Source organism: Paenibacillus sp. FSL H7-0442, from assembly GCF_038593105.1.
Lineage (GTDB): Bacteria > Bacillota > Bacilli > Paenibacillales > Paenibacillaceae > Paenibacillus > Paenibacillus polymyxa_D.
In genome coordinates this window covers 4,805,695-4,823,828 of sequence record NZ_CP151963.1, presented here as the reverse complement: position 1 = coordinate 4,823,828, position 18,134 = coordinate 4,805,695, and the positions used below count along the sequence as shown (strand labels likewise).

15 protein-coding genes and 1 pseudogene are annotated in these 18,134 nt (G+C 43.9%); 7 read left to right on the top strand and 9 right to left on the bottom strand.

From position 1 onward, the window contains the following. Window positions 1-2: 2 nt before the first annotated feature. The 7 genes and pseudogenes from MHH57_RS21415 to MHH57_RS21385 form a co-directional block, all read right to left on the bottom strand. Window positions 3-560: pseudogene (locus MHH57_RS21415) on the bottom strand (HAMP domain-containing sensor histidine kinase); the annotation flags it as partial. A 299-nt stretch (window positions 561-859) separates the two neighbouring features. Further along, entirely contained in the window at window positions 860-3,442 is a 2,583-nt protein-coding gene (locus MHH57_RS21410; RefSeq protein ID WP_342434488.1) for an ABC transporter permease, read from the bottom strand. Further along, window positions 3,439-4,116, bottom strand: coding sequence for an ABC transporter ATP-binding protein (locus tag MHH57_RS21405; protein WP_322252841.1), 678 nt, complete (start codon window positions 4,114-4,116; stop codon window positions 3,439-3,441). The genes MHH57_RS21410 and MHH57_RS21405 overlap by 4 nt, the downstream gene beginning before the upstream one ends. Window positions 4,117-4,444: 328 nt before the next feature. After that, complete coding sequence (locus MHH57_RS21400; RefSeq protein WP_342434487.1) at window positions 4,445-6,988, bottom strand: ABC transporter permease; 2,544 nt, start codon at window positions 6,986-6,988, stop codon at window positions 4,445-4,447. Continuing rightward, complete coding sequence (locus MHH57_RS21395) at window positions 6,985-7,662, bottom strand: ABC transporter ATP-binding protein (protein ID WP_342434486.1); 678 nt, start codon at window positions 7,660-7,662, stop codon at window positions 6,985-6,987. Before MHH57_RS21395 ends, MHH57_RS21400 begins: the two co-directional genes overlap by 4 nt. Before the next feature lie 108 nt (window positions 7,663-7,770). Beyond that, a complete protein-coding gene (locus MHH57_RS21390; protein ID WP_342434485.1) occupies window positions 7,771-8,688 on the bottom strand; it encodes a HAMP domain-containing sensor histidine kinase in 918 nt (305 codons plus the stop codon). Next, entirely contained in the window at window positions 8,685-9,362 is a 678-nt protein-coding gene (locus MHH57_RS21385) for a response regulator transcription factor (protein WP_340933969.1), read from the bottom strand. The genes MHH57_RS21390 and MHH57_RS21385 overlap by 4 nt, the downstream gene beginning before the upstream one ends. Before the next feature lie 325 nt (window positions 9,363-9,687). On the opposite strand from MHH57_RS21385, the gene MHH57_RS21380 reads away from it, so the two are divergent. The 7 genes from MHH57_RS21380 (at window position 9,688) to MHH57_RS21350 (ending at window position 15,649) form a co-directional block, all read left to right on the top strand. Then, a complete protein-coding gene (locus MHH57_RS21380) occupies window positions 9,688-10,641 on the top strand; it encodes an ABC transporter permease (protein WP_025721924.1) in 954 nt (317 codons plus the stop codon). Further along, window positions 10,631-11,581, top strand: a complete 951-nt coding sequence (locus tag MHH57_RS21375) for an iron chelate uptake ABC transporter family permease subunit (protein WP_209949892.1) — start codon at window positions 10,631-10,633, stop codon at window positions 11,579-11,581. Before MHH57_RS21380 ends, MHH57_RS21375 begins: the two co-directional genes overlap by 11 nt. Then, window positions 11,575-12,333: an ABC transporter ATP-binding protein gene (locus MHH57_RS21370; RefSeq protein ID WP_039273792.1), complete on the top strand. Its 759-nt coding sequence runs from the start codon at window positions 11,575-11,577 to the stop codon at window positions 12,331-12,333. The genes MHH57_RS21375 and MHH57_RS21370 overlap by 7 nt, the downstream gene beginning before the upstream one ends. A gap of 12 nt (window positions 12,334-12,345) precedes the next feature. Next, window positions 12,346-13,326 carry a siderophore ABC transporter substrate-binding protein gene (locus MHH57_RS21365; RefSeq protein WP_209949893.1) on the top strand — a complete coding sequence of 327 codons (981 nt, stop codon included), beginning with the start codon at window positions 12,346-12,348 and terminating at the stop codon, window positions 13,324-13,326. Window positions 13,327-13,359: 33 nt separating this feature from the next. Continuing rightward, on the top strand, window positions 13,360-14,103 hold the full coding sequence (locus tag MHH57_RS21360; protein ID WP_165149478.1) for an alpha/beta hydrolase-fold protein: 744 nt from the start codon (window positions 13,360-13,362) through the stop codon (window positions 14,101-14,103). A gap of 154 nt (window positions 14,104-14,257) precedes the next feature. After that, window positions 14,258-15,169: an aldo/keto reductase gene (locus MHH57_RS21355; protein ID WP_342434484.1), complete on the top strand. Its 912-nt coding sequence runs from the start codon at window positions 14,258-14,260 to the stop codon at window positions 15,167-15,169. 153 nt (window positions 15,170-15,322) lie between these two features. Next, complete coding sequence (locus MHH57_RS21350) at window positions 15,323-15,649, top strand: thioredoxin family protein (protein WP_025721930.1); 327 nt, start codon at window positions 15,323-15,325, stop codon at window positions 15,647-15,649. A 134-nt stretch (window positions 15,650-15,783) separates the two neighbouring features. Here MHH57_RS21350 and bacA read toward each other — a convergent pair whose 3' ends face one another. Together bacA and MHH57_RS21340 are read right to left on the bottom strand one after the other, a co-directional pair. After that, window positions 15,784-16,581, bottom strand: a complete 798-nt coding sequence (gene bacA, locus MHH57_RS21345; protein ID WP_029519259.1) for an undecaprenyl-diphosphate phosphatase — start codon at window positions 16,579-16,581, stop codon at window positions 15,784-15,786. 125 nt (window positions 16,582-16,706) lie between these two features. Then, window positions 16,707-18,047: a hemolysin family protein gene (locus MHH57_RS21340; RefSeq protein ID WP_185156371.1), complete on the bottom strand. Its 1,341-nt coding sequence runs from the start codon at window positions 18,045-18,047 to the stop codon at window positions 16,707-16,709. Window positions 18,048-18,134: the final 87 nt, after the last annotated feature.

The window sequence follows — 18,134 nt, the reverse complement described above, 5'->3', positions numbered from 1 at the left end:
AATTAAGTATCCATAGGAAGAAAAATAGAGAAGGTAGAACCACGGCCGTAGTGTGACCGTACTTTGATGTAGCCACCCGCTGCAGCGATGATTTCTCTAGCTAAAAACAGTCCAATCCCGACGCCCTCCTGCGAGTTAACAGTAGGGGAGCGATAGAAGCGGGTAAAGATCTTCCCTTGTTCTTCTTCTGCAATCCCTATACCACTGTCGTTAATATCAATTCGGCAAAATAAATCGTATGCCATTACTTTTATATCCATGTTTCCGCCTGTCTCTGTATATTTTATAGCGTTATCCATAACGTTATAGACAGCTTCAATCGTCCACTTTAGGTCAAAATAAGCATGGGTAAATGTGTCCTTCATAACAACTGAAATCCCTTTGGCATCTGCTTTTGGCATCATTTGCTCCAATGCAGCATCAAGGAGCTTTTGAACAGATTCCCGCCTTGGCGCTACCGTGATAATCCCCGTTTCAAGCCGCGATGTTTTCAACAATGCCTGGATAAGAAAGTTAAGCTTTTCGGCCTGTGCAGATAGAGCTTTCACACAAAAGCTTGTACAAATACGTTGTTAGGTTCTTTAAGAGCAAAAACAATCCCGTTACTCAAGGCGATATCATCCTCGACAATTATTATATAGTTCATTATTCTCCTCTTGTATTTTGGTTAAACAATTCCGAGCTCTAACAACCGCTCACAATAAAAGTGTAAATGAGAGCCGCCCATTCTCTATTTCTATTTTACAGGATATGCTCTTATTTGCTCATGGTTCAGGGAGTAGGGATTAAACCACTGTTGAATAACCAAGAAATGACCCAGCCAAAAGGTTTGACCAGGTCATTTTCTTTATAGGGGGATTTATTCTGCCGTTCGCAGTCGTTCTACGATAGTTTTCTTGTTGCTCAGAGAATAAATAGCGAGAGGAAGACAGATCCCAAGAACGAGCAGAACAGGCAGCACGAGGATCAGGGGCCAGATAATAAATTTATAACTCATAAACCACATTACGTTACTCAGGGGTTTTGCAATCAAGACGGAAAATAAGCTTCCTAATAAGATGGAGCATATGCTAGTACCGAGCACATAGTACAGACCCTCATAAATGAGCATTGTCTTTAATTGTTTATTAGTCATACCGATACTTTGTAGTATAGCAAATTCTTGATGGCGGGTCAGAATGCTAGTTAGAAGCGCGTTTGCAAAATTAAGAGTACCAATCAAACCGATAATAACGCTGAGCATACCGCCAATCATCAAAATAGTATTTCGCATACCTAATAACGCGGTAATTACGGTAGATTTGGATCGATAGTGCATCGTTCGCTCCTTTACTCCGGTATAGTTCTTTAAGAAGCTCTCCATCGTTTTTTCTTTACTGTTGGATACATTAAAATCATAACTCATCACCGTAGGCTTCTTCACAAGTGTTTTGTAGATATCCGCCGGAAGAAAGAATTCAACATTAGCACCTATTACACCATTATTAATTCCTTTTCGGGCGACATGACCGAGGACTGTGAATTCATGGCTAGTATACTCCTGGACTTTTGCTGTGTCCATATAGTTATGAAGGACAACCTTTTCACCTATCTTATATGCCGAATATTTCATTTTGGGATTACCATCGTTATCCAGTATGACATTTTCCAGGATATATTTACCCGAAGCCAGCTTGCCATAATCAAGCTCACCGTCAATTAGTTGTAGTCGGTGAAGAGGAAACTCTTCGAGACCATATGCTGCTGCTGATATGTTGCCACGAGCGTCGGTGTCGTATGGTAAAGAGCCACAAGCATTAATGCCTGGGGTTGCAGATAAGTTGACACGAGCGTCGGTGCCGTCTCCCTTTAAGGTCTCTTTACAATCAGCAGTGAGTAAATTGCTGCCACTGTACAATCGTCCACCTTCTTCAAAGCCAGGTTGTGCTTGTACGGCCTGGATATAACTTTCCGTCGTTGCATTGTCAGGACCTGTGAAATGTTCTTGAAAATAACCTGCATGTGCAATCACAAAGTCAGCGTCAATGCTTCTAGACACATATTTATCCATATCCAGACTTTGGGATAATGTAAAAGTAATATTCAGTAGCGCCAGACTTAGAGAAAGGCCAATCAGCACTAAAGTAGTCCGTTTCTTATTGCGCCCTAAGTTGGCTTGAGCCATCAGCGGCATTTTAGCACCGTTAGTTGATTTTTTCAGTTTTTTCTTACCCTTTTTGATAGCTCCGTCTACGTATCTTACTGCCTCGATTGGAGATACAGTCGCTGCAATCCTAATAGGCTTATAAATACTGATGATAACTGTAATGGCTGCAAACAAAGCGGAGCTGATAAAAATCCATAGGTTGGGGGATAGGGTTACCTCAGCGTGCCCAAAAGTGTTCATAAGCAGAGGGAGAAGCGATTTTCCGACCCCAAAACCCACAAGTAAGCCGATGGGAACTCCGACCAAGGAAAGAAATAATGCCTGTCTATGAATGAGCCTACGGAGTTGGCTACTGCTTGTGCCGATGGTTTTTAGAAGACCGTAGAAACGAATATCACGCATCACCGAGATTTGGAAAATATTATAGATGATCAAATAGCCAGTAAGCATGATCAGTAACAGACCACCAGCTAAGACAAAGACGACTTCAGGGTTCGAACTGAAAGTGTTGGAAAAATACGTCCAGTTCACAGAACTTGCAATGTAGTTCGGTGCATTTTGGTCTAGGGAATAACCGCTTTCTGTAATCACTTGATCAAGTTTTCCCTGGATGTTCGAGCTGTTATCGAACATGATATCTGCCCTGATGGCTCCGGTCCGATTATAATATGTGTTAATTAATTCTTCAGCATGGGCATCCACATAAGCTTTAGAAGCATAGATTGTGCCTACGTCCATCCCGGCGGCGAGGTCACTCTTCCACCAGCCGGCGAGGATAAATTCACGCTGCACCGTTTTGCCGTGAACCTCAAGCTTCAAGGTCAATGGGACGCCCTCTTTCAGGGGAATACCCAGTAGCTGTAAGGTGCTAGAGTCCGCGATAACCTCATTTTCTGCCACCGGTTTGTGGCCTTTTTCTAGCTCAACCAATCCTAGCTTTAGCCCTAGATCGTCACGATACCAGAACTCCGTTTTGCGCTTTAAAAATTGCTCGTTTGTTACCTTTTGACTTAACGAGCGGCAATATGCTATCTCCTTAATAAGAGGGTGGTCTTTGATGTGATTAAAATCCTCATCGTTGATAAATTTGAGAGAAGCATGCGCTTCCCCACCAACCTGTCGCATCGTTGCCTGCTGGAAACTTTCCATTGCGCCAATCCCCATAGTAAACAGAGATGTAAATAACAAAGTGGTTAAGGCAATAGCGATAATCGCAATAATATTGCGAGTTTTGTTCGTTTTCAAGCTCTTGTCTGATAAATTACGGATTACTCTTTTGTTCTTTACCTTGATCATTTGCCTTTACCACCAACTATTTTACCGTCCTCAATACGAATGATCCGATCGGCCATTTGCGCAATTTCCTCGTTGTGGGTAATCATCACCATTGTTTGGGCGAACTGTTGGCTGGATACCTTAATCAATCCCATTACATCCAGACTGGTTTTACTGTCCAGATTTCCGGTGGGTTCATCTGCCAAGATAATGGCGGGCTTGGCTGCCAGTGCTCTGGCAATGGCTACACGCTGCTGTTGTCCACCGGAAAGATTGTTTGGAAGATTATTCATTTTGTGGTCAAGGCCCAAGGTATGTACTATTTTATCTATGTGGGTTTTGTCGGGTTCTTTACCATCCAGTTCAATGGGGAGCACAATATTTTCATAGACATTTAAGACGGGCACCAGGTTATAATTTTGAAACACGAAGCCAATCTTTCGTCTGCGGAAAATAGTTAATTCTTCGTTTTTCAATGTGAAAATATCTTTGCCGTCAATCGTAACACTTCCGCTTGTCGGACGATCCAGTCCACCCAGCATATGGAGAAGGGTGGATTTGCCGCTCCCGGACGTACCAACAATAGCGACAAATTCACCGCTTTCCACCTCCAGATTCACGCCGTCTAAGGCATGAACAGCAGTATCTCCGTTCCCGTAATGCTTCCTTAATGCCTGAGTTTTCAATAAAGTCACTTTTGTTTCCCTCCAAGAAATAGTCTGTATCTCCTTGCTATACTATACAGACCGTATCATAATAATCTTTCAACAATCTTTCTGAAATCTAACAATGTTGAAAGATAACCTGCCTATGGAAAGAAAAATGGAAGAGGTGGAGCCGCGAAGATTTTACCATATTCCTCTTCCACAATGCCTATGGAATGCAGAGTAGGGTATGGGGAAGCAGCTACGGTAAGTAGGTCTTTCACCAAAAGGCCTTATATAGCCAGCGATAGATGGTTTTAAAGCATACGATAATGACCTAGCTATAAGTTTTTGCTAGGTCATTTCGACTAAGGGGGATTTATTCTGCTGTTCGCAGTCGTTCCACGATAGTTTTCCTGTCGCTCAGAGAATAAATAGCGAGAGGAAGACATATCCCAAGAGCGAGCAGAACAGGCAGCACGAGGATCAGCGGCCAGATAATAAATTTATAACCCATAAACCATATTTGAGTACTCAAGGGTCTCGCAATCAGGACGGAAAATAAGCTTCCTAATAAGATGGAGCATATGCTGGTGCCGAGTACATAGTACATCCCCTCATATATAAGCATTGTTTTTAATTGTTTGTTGGTCATGCCGATGCTTTGTAGTATAGCAAACTCTTGATAGCGGGTCAGAATACTAGTTAGAAGCGCGTTTGCAAAATTAACAATGCCAATTACACCAATAATAATACTGAGCGTACCGCCAATCATCAGAATTGTTTTTTGTATACCTGAAAACTCGGCAATCACGGTGGATTTGGATTTATAGTCCATCACTGGCTCCTTTATTTCGGTATAATTCTTTATAAAGTTCTCCATCGTTTTTTCTTTACTGTCGGATACATTAAAGGCATAACTCATCACCACAGGCTTCTTCACAAGCGTTTTGTAGATATCCGCCGGGAGATAGAAGTTAGTATAAGTAGGAACGTCTACACCAGAATTGGTTGGTTTTACGCCAACATGACCAAGCACTGTGAATTCATGGCTAGTATACTCTTGGGCATTTGCTGTGCCCATATAGTTATGAAGAGTAACCTTTTCACCTACTTTGTATACGGATAGTTCCATGTGAGGATTATCGTAATCGCCTAAAATGACTCCTTCCAAAATATACTTTCCCGAAGCTAGCTTGCCATAATCAAGTTCGCCATCAATTAATTTTAGTCGGTGAAGGGGGAGATCTTCAAGCCCATACACTACTGTAGATAAGTTGCCGCGAGCGTCAGGAGTGGCGATTTCCCAATTTTCCTCTTTGTTCTCTTTATGCTCGACAGTGAATAAATTGCTGCCACTGTACAATCGTCCACCTTCTTCAAAACCGGGTTGTGCCTGGACGGCCTGAATATAGCTTTCTGTCGTTGCATTGTCAGGGCCTGTGAAATGTTCTTGAAAATAATCAGCATGTGCAATCAGAAAGTCAGTATCATGGCTTTTAGACACATACTTATTCATATCCAGACTTTGGGATAATGTAAAAGTAGTATTCAGTAGCACTAGACTTAGAGAAAGGCTAAGCAGCACCAAAGTAGTCCGCTTCTTATTGCGCCCTAAGTTGGATCGAGCCATCAGGGGAATCTTAGCACCGTTAGTTGATTTTCTTAGTTTTTTCTTCCCCTTTTGGGTAGCTCCGTCTACGTATCTTACAGCCTCGATTGGAGACACAGTCGCTGCAATCCTAATAGGCTTATATGCACTGATCATAACTGTTATGACTGCAAACAGAGCGGAGCCGATAAAAATCCATGGGCTGGGGGATAGGGTTACCTCAGCGTGCCTATAATGGTTCATAAGCAGCAGAGGGATAAGCGATTTTCCGACCCAAAAACCCCCGAGCAAGCCGATGGGAATCCCGATCAAGGAAAGAAATAATGCCTGTCTTCGGATGATTCTGCTGATTTGTCTGCTGGTTGTGCCGACGGTTTTTAGAAGACCGAAGAAACGAATATCACGCATCACCGAGATTTGGAAAATATTATAGATGATCAAGTAGCCAGTAAGCATGATCAGTAACAGACCAGTGGCTAGGGGAAAGACGGCTTCAGGGTTCGAACTGAAAGTGTTGGAAAGATACGCCCAGTTCACAGAACTTGCAATGTAGTTCGGTGCATTTTTGTCCAGGGAATAACCGCTTTCTGTAATCACTTTATTAAGATTTTCCCGCATGTTCGAGCTGTTATCGAACATGATAGTTGCATTGATGGCTCCGGTCATATCTTGATCCTGCTTATATGTGTAGCGTAATTCTTCGGCATGTGCATCCACATAAGCTTTAGAAGCATAAATTTGACCTCTGGCTATCCCGGCGGCGGGGTCACTCTTCCACCAGCCGGAGAGGATAAATTCACGCTGTACCATTTTGCCGTGAACCTCAAGCTTCAAGGACAATGGGGCGCCTTCTTTCAGGGGAGTACCCAGTAACTGTAGGGTCTTGGAGTCTGCGATAACCTCATTTTCCGCCACTGGTTTGTGGCCTTTTTCTAGCTCAATCAATCCTAGCTTTAGCCCTACATCGTCATGATACCAGAACTCCGCACGACGCTTTAAAAATTGCTCGTTTGTCACCTTTCCACTTAACAGGCGGCTATATGCTATCTCTTTAATAAGAGGGTGGTCTTTGATGTGATTAAATTCCTCATCGTTGATATATTTGAGATAACCCTGCCCTAACCCACCAGCCTGTCGCATCGTTGCCTGCTGGAAACTTTCCATCGCGCCAATCCCCATAGTAAACAGAGATGTAAATAACAAAGTGGTTAAGGCAATAGCGATAACCGCAATAATATTGCGGATTTTATTGGCTTTTAAACTTTTATCTGATAAATTACGAACCGCCTTACTGTTTTTTACCTTGATCATCTAGTCGCACCACCTACTATTTTACCGTCCTCAATACGGATGATCCGGTCTGCCATTTGCGCAATTTCCTCGTTGTGGGTAATCATCACTATTGTTTGGCGGAACTGCTGGCTGGATACTTTGATCAATCCCATCACATCCAGACTGGTTTTACTGTCCAGGTTGCCAGTAGGCTCGTCAGCCAAAATAATGGCTGGTTTCGTCGCCAGTGCTCTCGCAATAGCGACTCGCTGCTGCTGACCTCCCGAAAGATTACTTGGTAGATTGTTTAATTTGTTCTTAAGCCCCAGTGTATTTGTAATTTGGGTCAGATAGGCTTTGTCTGGTTCTTTACCGTCCAGTTCAATAGGAAGCACAATATTTTCGTAGACATTCAAGACAGGCACCAGGTTGTAATTTTGAAAAACAAAGCCAATCTTTCGTCTGCGAAAAATAGTCAATTCTTCGTCTTTTAATGTAGAAATATCTTTGCCGTCAATCGTAACGTTTCCACTTGTCGGACGATCAAGTCCACCCAGCATATGGAGAAGGGTAGATTTGCCGCTCCCGGACGTACCGACAATAGCGACAAATTCACCGCTTTCCACTTCCAGATTCACGCCGTCTAAGGCATGAACAGCAGTATCTCCGTTACCGTAATGCTTCCTTAATGCCTGAGTTTTCAATAGAGCCATGTACGTTCTCCTCCACAAAAAAATGTCTGTATCGTAGTCATCTACAGTACAGACATTAGCACACTAATCTTTCTACAATCTTTCCGAAATCTAACGGTATTGAAAGAATTAAGTATCCATAGGAAGAAAAATAGAGAAGGTAGAACCACGGTCGTAGTGTGACCGTACTTTGATGTACCCACCCTCCGCAGCGATGATTTCTCTAGCTAAAAACAGTCCAATCCCGACACCCTCCTGCGAGTTAACAGTAGGGGAGCGATAGAAGCGGGTAAAGATCTTCCCTTGTTCTTCTTCTGCAATGCCTATGCCGCTATCAGTAATATCAATTCGACAAAACAATTCGTATGCCATCACTTTTATATCCATGCTTCCGCCTGTCTCTGTATATTTTATAGCGTTATCCATAATGTTATAGACAGCTTCACTGGTCCACTTTAGGTCAAAATAAGCATGAATAACGGTGTCCTCCCTAATAACTGAAATCCCTTTGGCATCTGCTTTTGGCGTTATTTGCTCCAGTGCAGCATCAAGGAGCTTATGAACAGATTCTTGCCTTGGCGCTACCGTGATAATCCCCGTTTCAAGCCGCGATGTTTTCAACAATGCCTGGATTAGGAAATTAAGCTTTTCGGCCTGTGTTGATAGAGCTTTCACACAAGTGGAGGTATCCTGTGATAGTTCGTATTCGCTAAGTAGTTGGGAATAAAGCAGGATGTTGGCCAATGGTGTTTTCGTTTGGTGTGAAATATCGGAAATCAGCTCATTTATTTTATTCTTTTCAGCAAGCAGATTTTTGGAGGACACGGAACAAATGGAAAGAAATCTCACGAATTTAGCTTCTATTGAAGAAAGAACGGATTCATCAAAGACATCCTCTGAGAAGCTGCCATTTATCGCGGCATCCAGCATGTTCTCAATGGTTTTCATTGTTTTATGGATGCTCCTGCGATACAGCATAATAGCACCCACAGCGGTGCATACAGCAACAACGGCAATTCCAATACATATATATAGGAGTGTTGTCATTTCAACGCCCATGTGTAGCCCAGCCCATAAACCGTTTTAATATATTGTGGGGAAGAAGGATGATCCTCGAGCTTGTCACGTAGCCTTTTTATCGTAACCGACAAGGCATTTTCACCTACATATTCAGCCCCGTCAGTCCAGATGCTGTCTATTAAATGATCACGCGAAACGGTATTTCCTCGATTGTTGATTAGAATGCGCAACAATTTTTGCTCCGTTTTACTTAGTTCAATCGGTATATCATTCTTATTAAATTCCATCCTCTCAAATGAGAAGGAAAAATCACCTAGCTGAATGGAGTCTGCAAGCGAGTATTTGGATTTCTTAAGCTGAACACCAACTCTTGCTCTCAGTATCATCAGACTGAAGGGTTTGGTGATGTAGTCATCAGCACCCAGCTCAAGACCAGTGACAATATCTGTTTCCATATCATTCGCAGTCAGAACAATGACTGGTAAAGCTTTTGTTTTACGTATATGGGTTAAGAGGTCGAGTCCATTCCCATCCGGCAAGTTTACATCAAGTATCACTAGGTCAAAAGCAGTGATGTTCAATTGTTCTTTTGCAGCAGTAATGTCATATGTTTGCGTAAATACGTTGTTAGGTTCTTTGAGAGCAAGAACAATACCATTACTCAAGGCGGTATCATCCTCGACGATTAATATGTGATTCATCATTCTCCTCCTGTTTTTTTGGTCTATCAAATTAATGAAACCCGAATTCCAAGAACTGCTTACAGTAAAAATGGAAAAGAGGGCCCCAAAATCTTCCACCTCTATTTTACAGGATATTGCTCTTATTTGCTCATTCGCTCTTTAGACTATTCAGGTTTTGCTAACACCTTTCTTGATATGGTTTATTCATTGCAAAAAAATTTGACAGATACAATATCACTGATATAATTTATGCTAGTTGATTTTGATAATCATTATCATTATTGGAGGGGAGGACAGGGCCGAAGCTTGGTGCAGGTTATTGGACAGGCTCCCTTAGTTAGAGATGAAATTGCGTTATTTAATACTGGCTTTTCTAGTACTGGCCTTCGCCTCGGTTTTTATTGGTGTTCATGATGTAACTCCACTTGATGTGTTCCACTTAACCAACGATCAGGCGCAGGTACTCCTGATTAGCAGATTCCCACGTTTGATCAGTATCATTATCGCAGGGGCGAGTATGAGTATCTGTGGATTGATCATGCAGCAGCTTACCCGGAACCGATTTGTTTCTCCCACCACTGCAGGGACGATGGATGCGGCACGATTGGGTGTGCTGATGGCCATTATGGTGTTTGGAGCGGCAGGATTTTGGACGAAGATGCTGACGGCTTTTGGATTTGCTTTAGGGGGAACGCTGATTTTCATGAAGATACTGGATAAAATCCGGTTCAAGGACCCGGTATTTATCCCGCTGGTCGGTCTGATGTTTGGAGGCATTTTAAATTCGGTGACGACTTTTTTTGCCTACAAATATAATCTGATTCAGGGCATTTCCTCGTGGATGCAGGGAGATTTTTCTCTCATTATGAGTGGTCGCTATGAGATGCTGTATCTTAGTGTTCCTTTGGTCGCGTTGGCGTACATATATGCGAATCGTTTTACAATTGCAGGCATGGGTGAGGATTTTGCAGCCAATTTGGGAGTTCATTACAAGCGTACCGTCAATGTCGGGTTAGTGATCGTGGCTTTGGTTTCCTCTGTTGTCATCTTAACGGTCGGGACGATTCCCTTTTTGGGGCTAGTTGTACCCAATCTCGTCAGCATGTATATGGGGGATAATTTGAAAAAAAGTCTGGCCCATACAGCGATCCTGGGCGCCGTTTTTGTGCTGTTTTGCGACATTTTGGGACGGGTCATCATTTATCCGTATGAAATTTCTGTAGGACTTACGGTGGGTGTGATCGGGAGCGCGTTGTTCTTGTATTTGCTGCTGAGGAGAAGGGCTTATGAATCCTAAATTAAAAATCGGCATATTAGCCGCTGCCGCGCTTGTGTTGATTGCTGCTTTCGTGTTTATAGATCTTCCGCATACCTGGCATTACGCGCTGCCACGACGATTGAAAAAGATCGCAGCCTTCATTCTGACAGGTGGCTCCATTGCTTTTGCAACCGTTATTTTCCAGACGGTTACGAATAATAAGATTTTGACTCCGGGTATTATCGGCCTGGATTCACTGTACATGCTGATTCAGACGACGATTATTTTTGCATTTGGCTCCGTCCCGTTGATTTCGACCAGCAAAGAATTAAACTTCTTGCTGTCGGTGGGGCTGATGGTGCTGTTCGCAGGACTGCTATACAAATTAATTTTCCGCAAAGATGGACGTGGGATTTATGTGCTTTTGCTGATTGGTCTGGTGTTCGGCACACTATTCAACAGTCTGTCTACCTTTATGGAGGTACTGATTGATCCAAACGAATTTGCGAAAATCCAGGACAAGAGCTTTGCCAGCTTTAGTAATGTAAACACCGAACTGTTATGGCTTTCTGTATTCGTGCTTGTGCTCGTATTTGCTTATGCGTGGAGATTCATTAAGTATCTGGACGTGCTGTCGCTCGGACGAGAGCATGCGATTAATTTAGGTCTCCCTTATGGTTTTATTATCAAAAGGCTGCTAATTATCGTAGCGATTCTCATTTCCATTTCTACAGCGCTTGTCGGGCCGATTACGTTTCTCGGATTAATTGTGGCCAATGTGGCTTATCAGGTGATGAAAACCTATCAGCATCGTTATATTATTCCGGCCTCTATCTGTGTCAGTGTTATTGCGTTGGCAGGATGCCAACTGCTGGCAGAAAGAGTATTCGACTTATCGACAACAGTCAGCGTCATTATTAACTTTATCGGGGGGGTGTACTTCCTGTACCTTTTGCTGCGGGAGAATAAGTCATGGTAGAAGTCAAAAACGTATCCAAACGCTACGGGAATAAAAATGTGGTGGATCAGGTATCCGTCACTGTACCTAAAGGAACGATTACCTCCTTTATTGGACCTAACGGCGCTGGAAAAAGCACCTTGTTGTCGATGATCAGTCGCCTGACTGACAGTGATGAGGGAGAAATCCTCATTGACGGGCAAGCCGTGAGCCTGACGAAAAGTGAGGAGCTAGCCCGGAAGATATCGATTTTAAAACAGACGAATGATGTCAATATTCGCTTAACCGTGAAGGAACTAGTCAGTTTCGGTCGTTTTCCGTATTCCAAGGGCAGATTGAACAGCGAGGATCGCAAAATGGTGGAGCAGTCTATGGCTTACATGGGACTGGAGGATATGAAAGATAAGCATATTGATTTGCTTAGTGGGGGACAGCGACAACGGGCTTTTATTGCCATGATTTTGGCTCAGGACACAGAATACATCCTGCTGGATGAGCCGCTGAACAATCTGGATATGAAGCATTCGGTTCAGATTATGAAGACGTTGCGTGGTTTGGTGGATGATCTCGGCAAAACGATTCTAGTCGTGTTGCACGACATTAACTTTGCCTCCTGCTATTCAGACTATATTGTAGGGATGAAGGATGGCAGGTTGCTAAAACAAGGAACGGCTGACGAGATGATTGATAGTCAGGTATTAAAGGACTTGTACGATATGGATATTCCGATTCAACAGATTGGTGACCATAAAATTTGCGTTTATTTCACTTAGGGGGAATGTTAAATGAAGAAAAATATGATGTTTTTAACGCTGATGCTTGCATTGGTACTGATCGTGTCGGCTTGTGGTAAAGCGGCTCCGGTAACACCGGAAGCGACAGGTGAGGGCTCCTCGACTGCAACCACTGAATCCAAAACCATCTCGGTCAAACATGCACTCGATGAAAACCCGGTTCAAGTCAAAGTTAACCCCAAAAATGTTGTTGTATTTGATTTTGGTTCACTGGATACGTTGGACAAGCTGGGCGTAGACGTTGCGGCGGTAGCGCAGCAGGATCTTCCTACGTATTTGAGCAAATATAAAGATTCCAAATATGCAAGTGCAGGTACGCTGTTTGAACCGGATTATGAGAAAATCAGTGATCTCTCTCCTGAACTGATCATCATCGGTGGCAGACAAGCGGATGCCTATAAAGAGTTGAGCAAAATTGCACCTACTATTTCGATGGCTGTAGACACCAAGGATTACATCAATTCCTTTAAAAAGAACGTGGAAACGTTGGGGCAAATCTTCAACAAAGAGGATGCTGCCAAGCAGGAACTGGCTGCGATTGATAGCTCCATCAAGGGCGTACATGACAAGGCTGTAGCGAGCAAAGCTAAAGGACTGATCGTGCTGACAAATGAAGGAAGCCTGAGCGCATATGGCTCACAATCCCGTTTCGGTATCATTCATGATGCTTTTGGCGTAACCCCTGTAGATCCTGGCATTAAAGTATCCACGCATGGACAAAAAGTTTCTTTTGAATATGTACAGCAAAAAAATCCGGATTATATTTTTGTCGTTGACCGTGGAGCAGTGGTGGTCGAAGAAGGCAAGGAGCAGGTTACAGGTAAACAAACCATGGAGAATGAACTGGTGAAGAAAACCAATGCATTTAAAAACGGTCATATTGTATACCTTGATCCTAACTACTGGTACCTGTCAGGTAACGGTCTGGAATCTGTATCTGAAATGATCAAGGAAATAGATGCCGCATTGTAATGCATACATTTACATCATGGGGGACTGTGTAGGATGAAAGGTCATGTAGATGAAATTTCATTAGATGGGTATCTTGTGCACGTCTATACACCTCCCGTCTCCGTGAATCATAATGAGCTGTATCCGGTGCTGTATGTGCAGGATGGTAGCTCTTTATTTCTAAGCGGATTAGATGAGCTGGAAAGAGGTTTTTCTACGGGGGAGCTGCCCCGTGTGGTGCTGGTGGGTATTCAGCCCGTAAATCGGCTGGATGATTATACGCCTTGGAAGGCAGCTGCTTTAGTAGAAGGAAGACCTGCTTTTGGTGGTGGTGGAGATGCCTATCTGGCGTTTGTGGTTACAAAAGTAATGCCATACGTCGAGGCAAAATATCCAGTGCATACTGGAACGGAGCATACGGGCATTATCGGCGCCTCATTGGGCGGATTAATTTCCATGTATGCCGCCTTCCAGTATAAGGACGTATTCGGACGCGTCGGTTCCATCTCAGGCTCGTATTGGTATCCGGGTATGATTGATTATATGCAATCTGCATCATGTGCAACTGTGAGGGATGGGACACAACGCTTTTATATATCTGTCGGGACCCGTGAAGGTGAAGGGAAGACGAATGTACAAAAAGATATGGTTCCGCTCACCCTCCAGGCACACGAGTTGCTGCGGACACAGGGACTGGATGCAAAAGATGTGCTTCTTGAGCTGGATCAGGATGCAGTGCATCGAGTAGATTGTTTTCAGCGTCAATTTCCTAAGGCCGTTCAATGGCTATTCGGATAGTACGAATTAATTACGAATTAATTACGAATCGTATACAACAACCTCAAAGATTGGAGAGTGTGGAGTCTCTATGCCTTTGGGGTTGTTTTTTTCGTATAATAGAGAAATATTGAAAATTTAAAGTTATACGTTATTGGAAGTGAGGGGAGCATAAATGAAAAGAAACCGCCTAGGATCATCAGATTTGCTGGTAGGTGAGATTGGCCTGGGATGTATGTCGGTCGGTACGGAGGAGCAGCAAGCTGTTTACTTGATTCATGAAGCGTTGGATAAAGGCGTAAATCTGTTGGATACGGCTGATTTGTACCAGCATGGACGCAATGAAGAAATTGTGGGGGCAGCGATCCGTGGACGGCGGCAGGATGTTATCCTGGCGACCAAGGTTGGGAATCGGCGCATACCAGGGCAGGAGGGCTGGGAATGGGACCCGTCCAAGAAATATATCCTGTCAGCTGTTAAAGAAAGTCTGCGTCGCCTGGGAACGGACTATATCGACCTGTATCAGCTGCATGGAGGGACAATTAACGATCCGATAGACGAAACCATTGAGGCTTTTGAGCAGCTACAGCGGGAGGGCGTCATCCGTTATTATGGTATTTCCTCCATTCGCCCGCACGTCATCCGTGAATATGTCAAACGCTCGAATATCGTTAGTGTTATGAATCAGTATAGTTTACTGGACCGACGTGCAGAGGAAGAGGTACTGTCTTTGCTTCAGGAGCGGGGAATCAGCGTGATTGCACGTGGACCCGTAGCGAGCGGTGTATTGGCTGATAAGGGGGAAGAAAAGGCAGCGAAGGGATACCTAGACTACGAAGAAGCAGAGCTGCTGGACGTGCGTAAGCAATTAAAGGCTTTTGCAGGGGCGGACCGTAGTATGGGGCAGACAGCTATCCGTTATAGCCTTTCACATCCGACTGTCGCTGCTGTGATCCCGGGTGCAAGCTCTTTGGGACAATTGGAGCATAATATTTCTGCTGCAGATATTGCACTGCTAACTCAACAAGAGCGGCAGGCGCTACAGCAAATTAGCCGAGCCAATCGTTATGATGCGCAATACCGCTGATCCCGGCAATGATGGGACAAGTGTCAAACATGTACCCGTCCCAGTTGCAATTTATAAAAGAACCATTACAATATAAGAATAAGCTTCCGTTTATATAATTCCATATGTGAATATGGAGATGTTTTGTAAATACAACCTAGGAGGGACTAACGAATGGAACGCATCGAATCTCAGCAGCAATATCAGGATTTAATTAACGGTGACGGTCTGACCGTCGTGAAATTTGATACAACCTGGTGTCCGGATTGCAAGACACTGGATAAATTTATGGACGGCATTATAGAAGAAAACGCGGATAAGCGTTTCTTTGCGCTTGATGCGGAGAAATTCCAGCCGATTGCCGACGAAAATCAAGTGCGCGGCATTCCGAGTCTGCTCGTGTTCCGAAATGGCGAAAAAATTGCTCATTTGCACAGCAAATACGCTAAAACGCCAGCTCAAATCTCGGAATATTTGACTACGCTGGAATCCAAACAATAATCAGAACGCATGATAGGGATCGTTCAGTACGATCTATCCTTTCTGCAAAATAGTAAAAGGGATATCCAAGGCTGATCATTCAGATCCTATGGATATCCCTTTTTAGTTAGTGGTTATCGGTACCAAACAATGGCTTATAAAATAATGAAAAAGAACACAGCCGCCAGCACGAAGCGGTAAATGGCGAACGTAGTCAGACTCAAGCGTTTGAGCAGACCGAGGAATGTTTTGATCGCCAGCATCCCGACGATAAAGGAAGTAATAAAGCCTGCTGCGAACACCGGAAAATCACTCATAGACAGATGATCCATACTTTTAATCATATCAATACCCGATGCACCCAGCATGACCGGAACCGATACGAGGAATGTAAATTCCGCGGCTGCCGTATGACTTACACGTGCGAATAGGCCCCCAGACATGGTTGAGCCTGAACGGGAGAAGCCTGGCCATAGAGCTAGGACTTGGAACAGACCGATGGTAAAAGCCTGTTTGTACGTGATCTCATCCAACGTATGTGATCTAATGGGCGGATGAAATTTCTCGGCCGCAATCATCAACAGGCCTCCGATGACCAAACTATAGAGAACCGTTTCAGGACCAAACAGGTATTGCTTAATTACATCACGGAACAGTACGCCAATTAGCCCAGCTGGGATCATGGCTAAAATAATATGTAACAGGTTTAGACGTGGCTGACTCGAGATTTTGCGTCTGAAATCAAACAGGCTCAGGAATCTGCGCCAGTATAATACGACGACTGCCAGCACAGCACCTAATTGCACGATAACCTCAAACGTTTTGACCGTATCATTCTCTGTGTTTAATCCTAGAAGATCAGCCGTGAGGATCATGTGACCCGTCGAAGAGACCGGCAAAAACTCTGTCAGCCCTTCAATAATTCCCATAATAATAGAAGATAAAATATCCACTTTACTAGCTCCTCCTTACACGCGTGCAGGGCAAACGACCTAAGCCGTTTACCCTGGAAATATGTCATTTCAGTAGGAGTGAACACAAGTGTCAAGTGCAAAGATAAACGCTCAGGTCACACGGTTCATTCCCGGGAAGAAGTGTCCGATTCTGCTTCCAATTCAGATGCGGGGGATGTGTGGTGTAAAATAATCTCCACCCGACGAATACGATTTTTACCCATTTCACGAATGATAAATTTCACATCTTCTTCTATGAATTCCTTGCCCTGTCTAGGTTCCGGAACCCGGCTATACACCCACCCTCCGACAGTATCCACGTCTTCATCGTCCAATGTCAAGCCAGTCAGATCACTCAGATCGGAAAGCATCACTTTACCATCCATCAAATAACTGTTCTCCGTCAGTTTCTCGATTTCCTTCCGTTCATCCTTATCAAATTCGTCCCGAATTTCGCCAACAATCTCCTCCAAAATGTCCTCGATGGTAATGAGACCGGAGGTTCCACCGTATTCATCGACCAGGAGAGCGATATGAACCTGCTCCTTCTGCATACGTTTCAGCAGTGTGTTGACGGGGATAACTTCCGGAACGGTCAAGATCGGTTGAATCAGGCTGTCGAAAACAAGCTCGGGATTGCGATCATACTCAAGGAATAGCTGTTTGGTATTAATCATACCAATGATCTGATCCTTGCTATCTGTCGCCACCGGAAAACGGGTATACTGCTCTTCGTGAATAGTCAGCATGTTTTCTTTTAGCGAGCGATTCGTAAACAAGCATACCATATCTGTACGTGGCACCATAATTTCTTTGGCAACGGTCTCGTCAAAAGCAAAGATACGATTTACGTAGCCATATTCGGTGTTATTGATCTTACCACTTTCCACGCTTTCGGACAAAATGATCTGAATTTCTTCCTGAGAGTGCGCTTCTTCATGCTCACTAGCCGGTTGAAGACCAAACAGACGAACCAGACGATTGGCCGAGCCGTTAAGGAGCCAAATAAACGGATACATAATCCGGTTAAACCACACGATGACTGGAGAGGTTAACAAACTGACAGCTTCCGCTTTGCGGATCGCCAATGTTTTGGGAGCCAGTTCGCCGATCACCACGTGCAGGTAAGTTACAATGACGAATGAAATAATAAAGGCCAGGATATGTGAAAAATCCCCATTGATGTTGAGCTGTTGAAAGAGAGGCTCCAGCAATTTGACTACGGTCGGTTCACCGAGCCAGCCGAGTCCCAACGCTGTAATCGTAATACCAAGCTGACAGGCGGACAGGTAGCCGTCCAGATTATTGACGACCTTTTGTAGCGCCAGTGCGTTTTTACGGTTCTCCACAACCAGCTGATCGACCCGGCTGGAACGGATTTTAATAATCGCAAACTCGGTAGCCACGAAGAAAGCACTAAATAAAATCAACACCGCAAACAAAAATAGACTGACACCTATACCCATATAATTTTCACTCATCCCTTTTTCGTTCAATTTTTTTAAGGAACTCCATTTTAAGTTCACTTGAACTTATTTTAAGAACTTAAAAGA

Bases quoted from the DNA above. Each gene is read 5' to 3' on its own strand.
- MHH57_RS21395 (WP_342434486.1), bottom strand. From the start codon at position 7,662: ATGGCTCTATTGAAAACTCAGGCATTAAGGAAGCATTACGGTAACGGA.
- MHH57_RS21355 (WP_342434484.1), top strand. From the start codon at position 14,258: ATGAAAAGAAACCGCCTAGGATCATCAGATTTGCTGGTAGGTGAGATT.
- MHH57_RS21360 (WP_165149478.1), top strand. From the start codon at position 13,360: ATGAAAGGTCATGTAGATGAAATTTCATTAGATGGGTATCTTGTGCAC.
- MHH57_RS21380 (WP_025721924.1), top strand. From the start codon at position 9,688: ATGAAATTGCGTTATTTAATACTGGCTTTTCTAGTACTGGCCTTCGCC.
- MHH57_RS21390 (WP_342434485.1), bottom strand. From the start codon at position 8,688: ATGACAACACTCCTATATATATGTATTGGAATTGCCGTTGTTGCTGTA.
- MHH57_RS21385 (WP_340933969.1), bottom strand. From the start codon at position 9,362: ATGAATCACATATTAATCGTCGAGGATGATACCGCCTTGAGTAATGGT.
- MHH57_RS21410 (WP_342434488.1), bottom strand. From the start codon at position 3,442: ATGATCAAGGTAAAGAACAAAAGAGTAATCCGTAATTTATCAGACAAG.
- MHH57_RS21370 (WP_039273792.1), top strand. From the start codon at position 11,575: ATGGTAGAAGTCAAAAACGTATCCAAACGCTACGGGAATAAAAATGTG.
- MHH57_RS21400 (WP_342434487.1), bottom strand. From the start codon at position 6,988: ATGATCAAGGTAAAAAACAGTAAGGCGGTTCGTAATTTATCAGATAAA.
- MHH57_RS21365 (WP_209949893.1), top strand. From the start codon at position 12,346: ATGAAGAAAAATATGATGTTTTTAACGCTGATGCTTGCATTGGTACTG.
- MHH57_RS21350 (WP_025721930.1), top strand. From the start codon at position 15,323: ATGGAACGCATCGAATCTCAGCAGCAATATCAGGATTTAATTAACGGT.
- MHH57_RS21375 (WP_209949892.1), top strand. From the start codon at position 10,631: ATGAATCCTAAATTAAAAATCGGCATATTAGCCGCTGCCGCGCTTGTG.
- MHH57_RS21340 (WP_185156371.1), bottom strand. From the start codon at position 18,047: ATGGGTATAGGTGTCAGTCTATTTTTGTTTGCGGTGTTGATTTTATTT.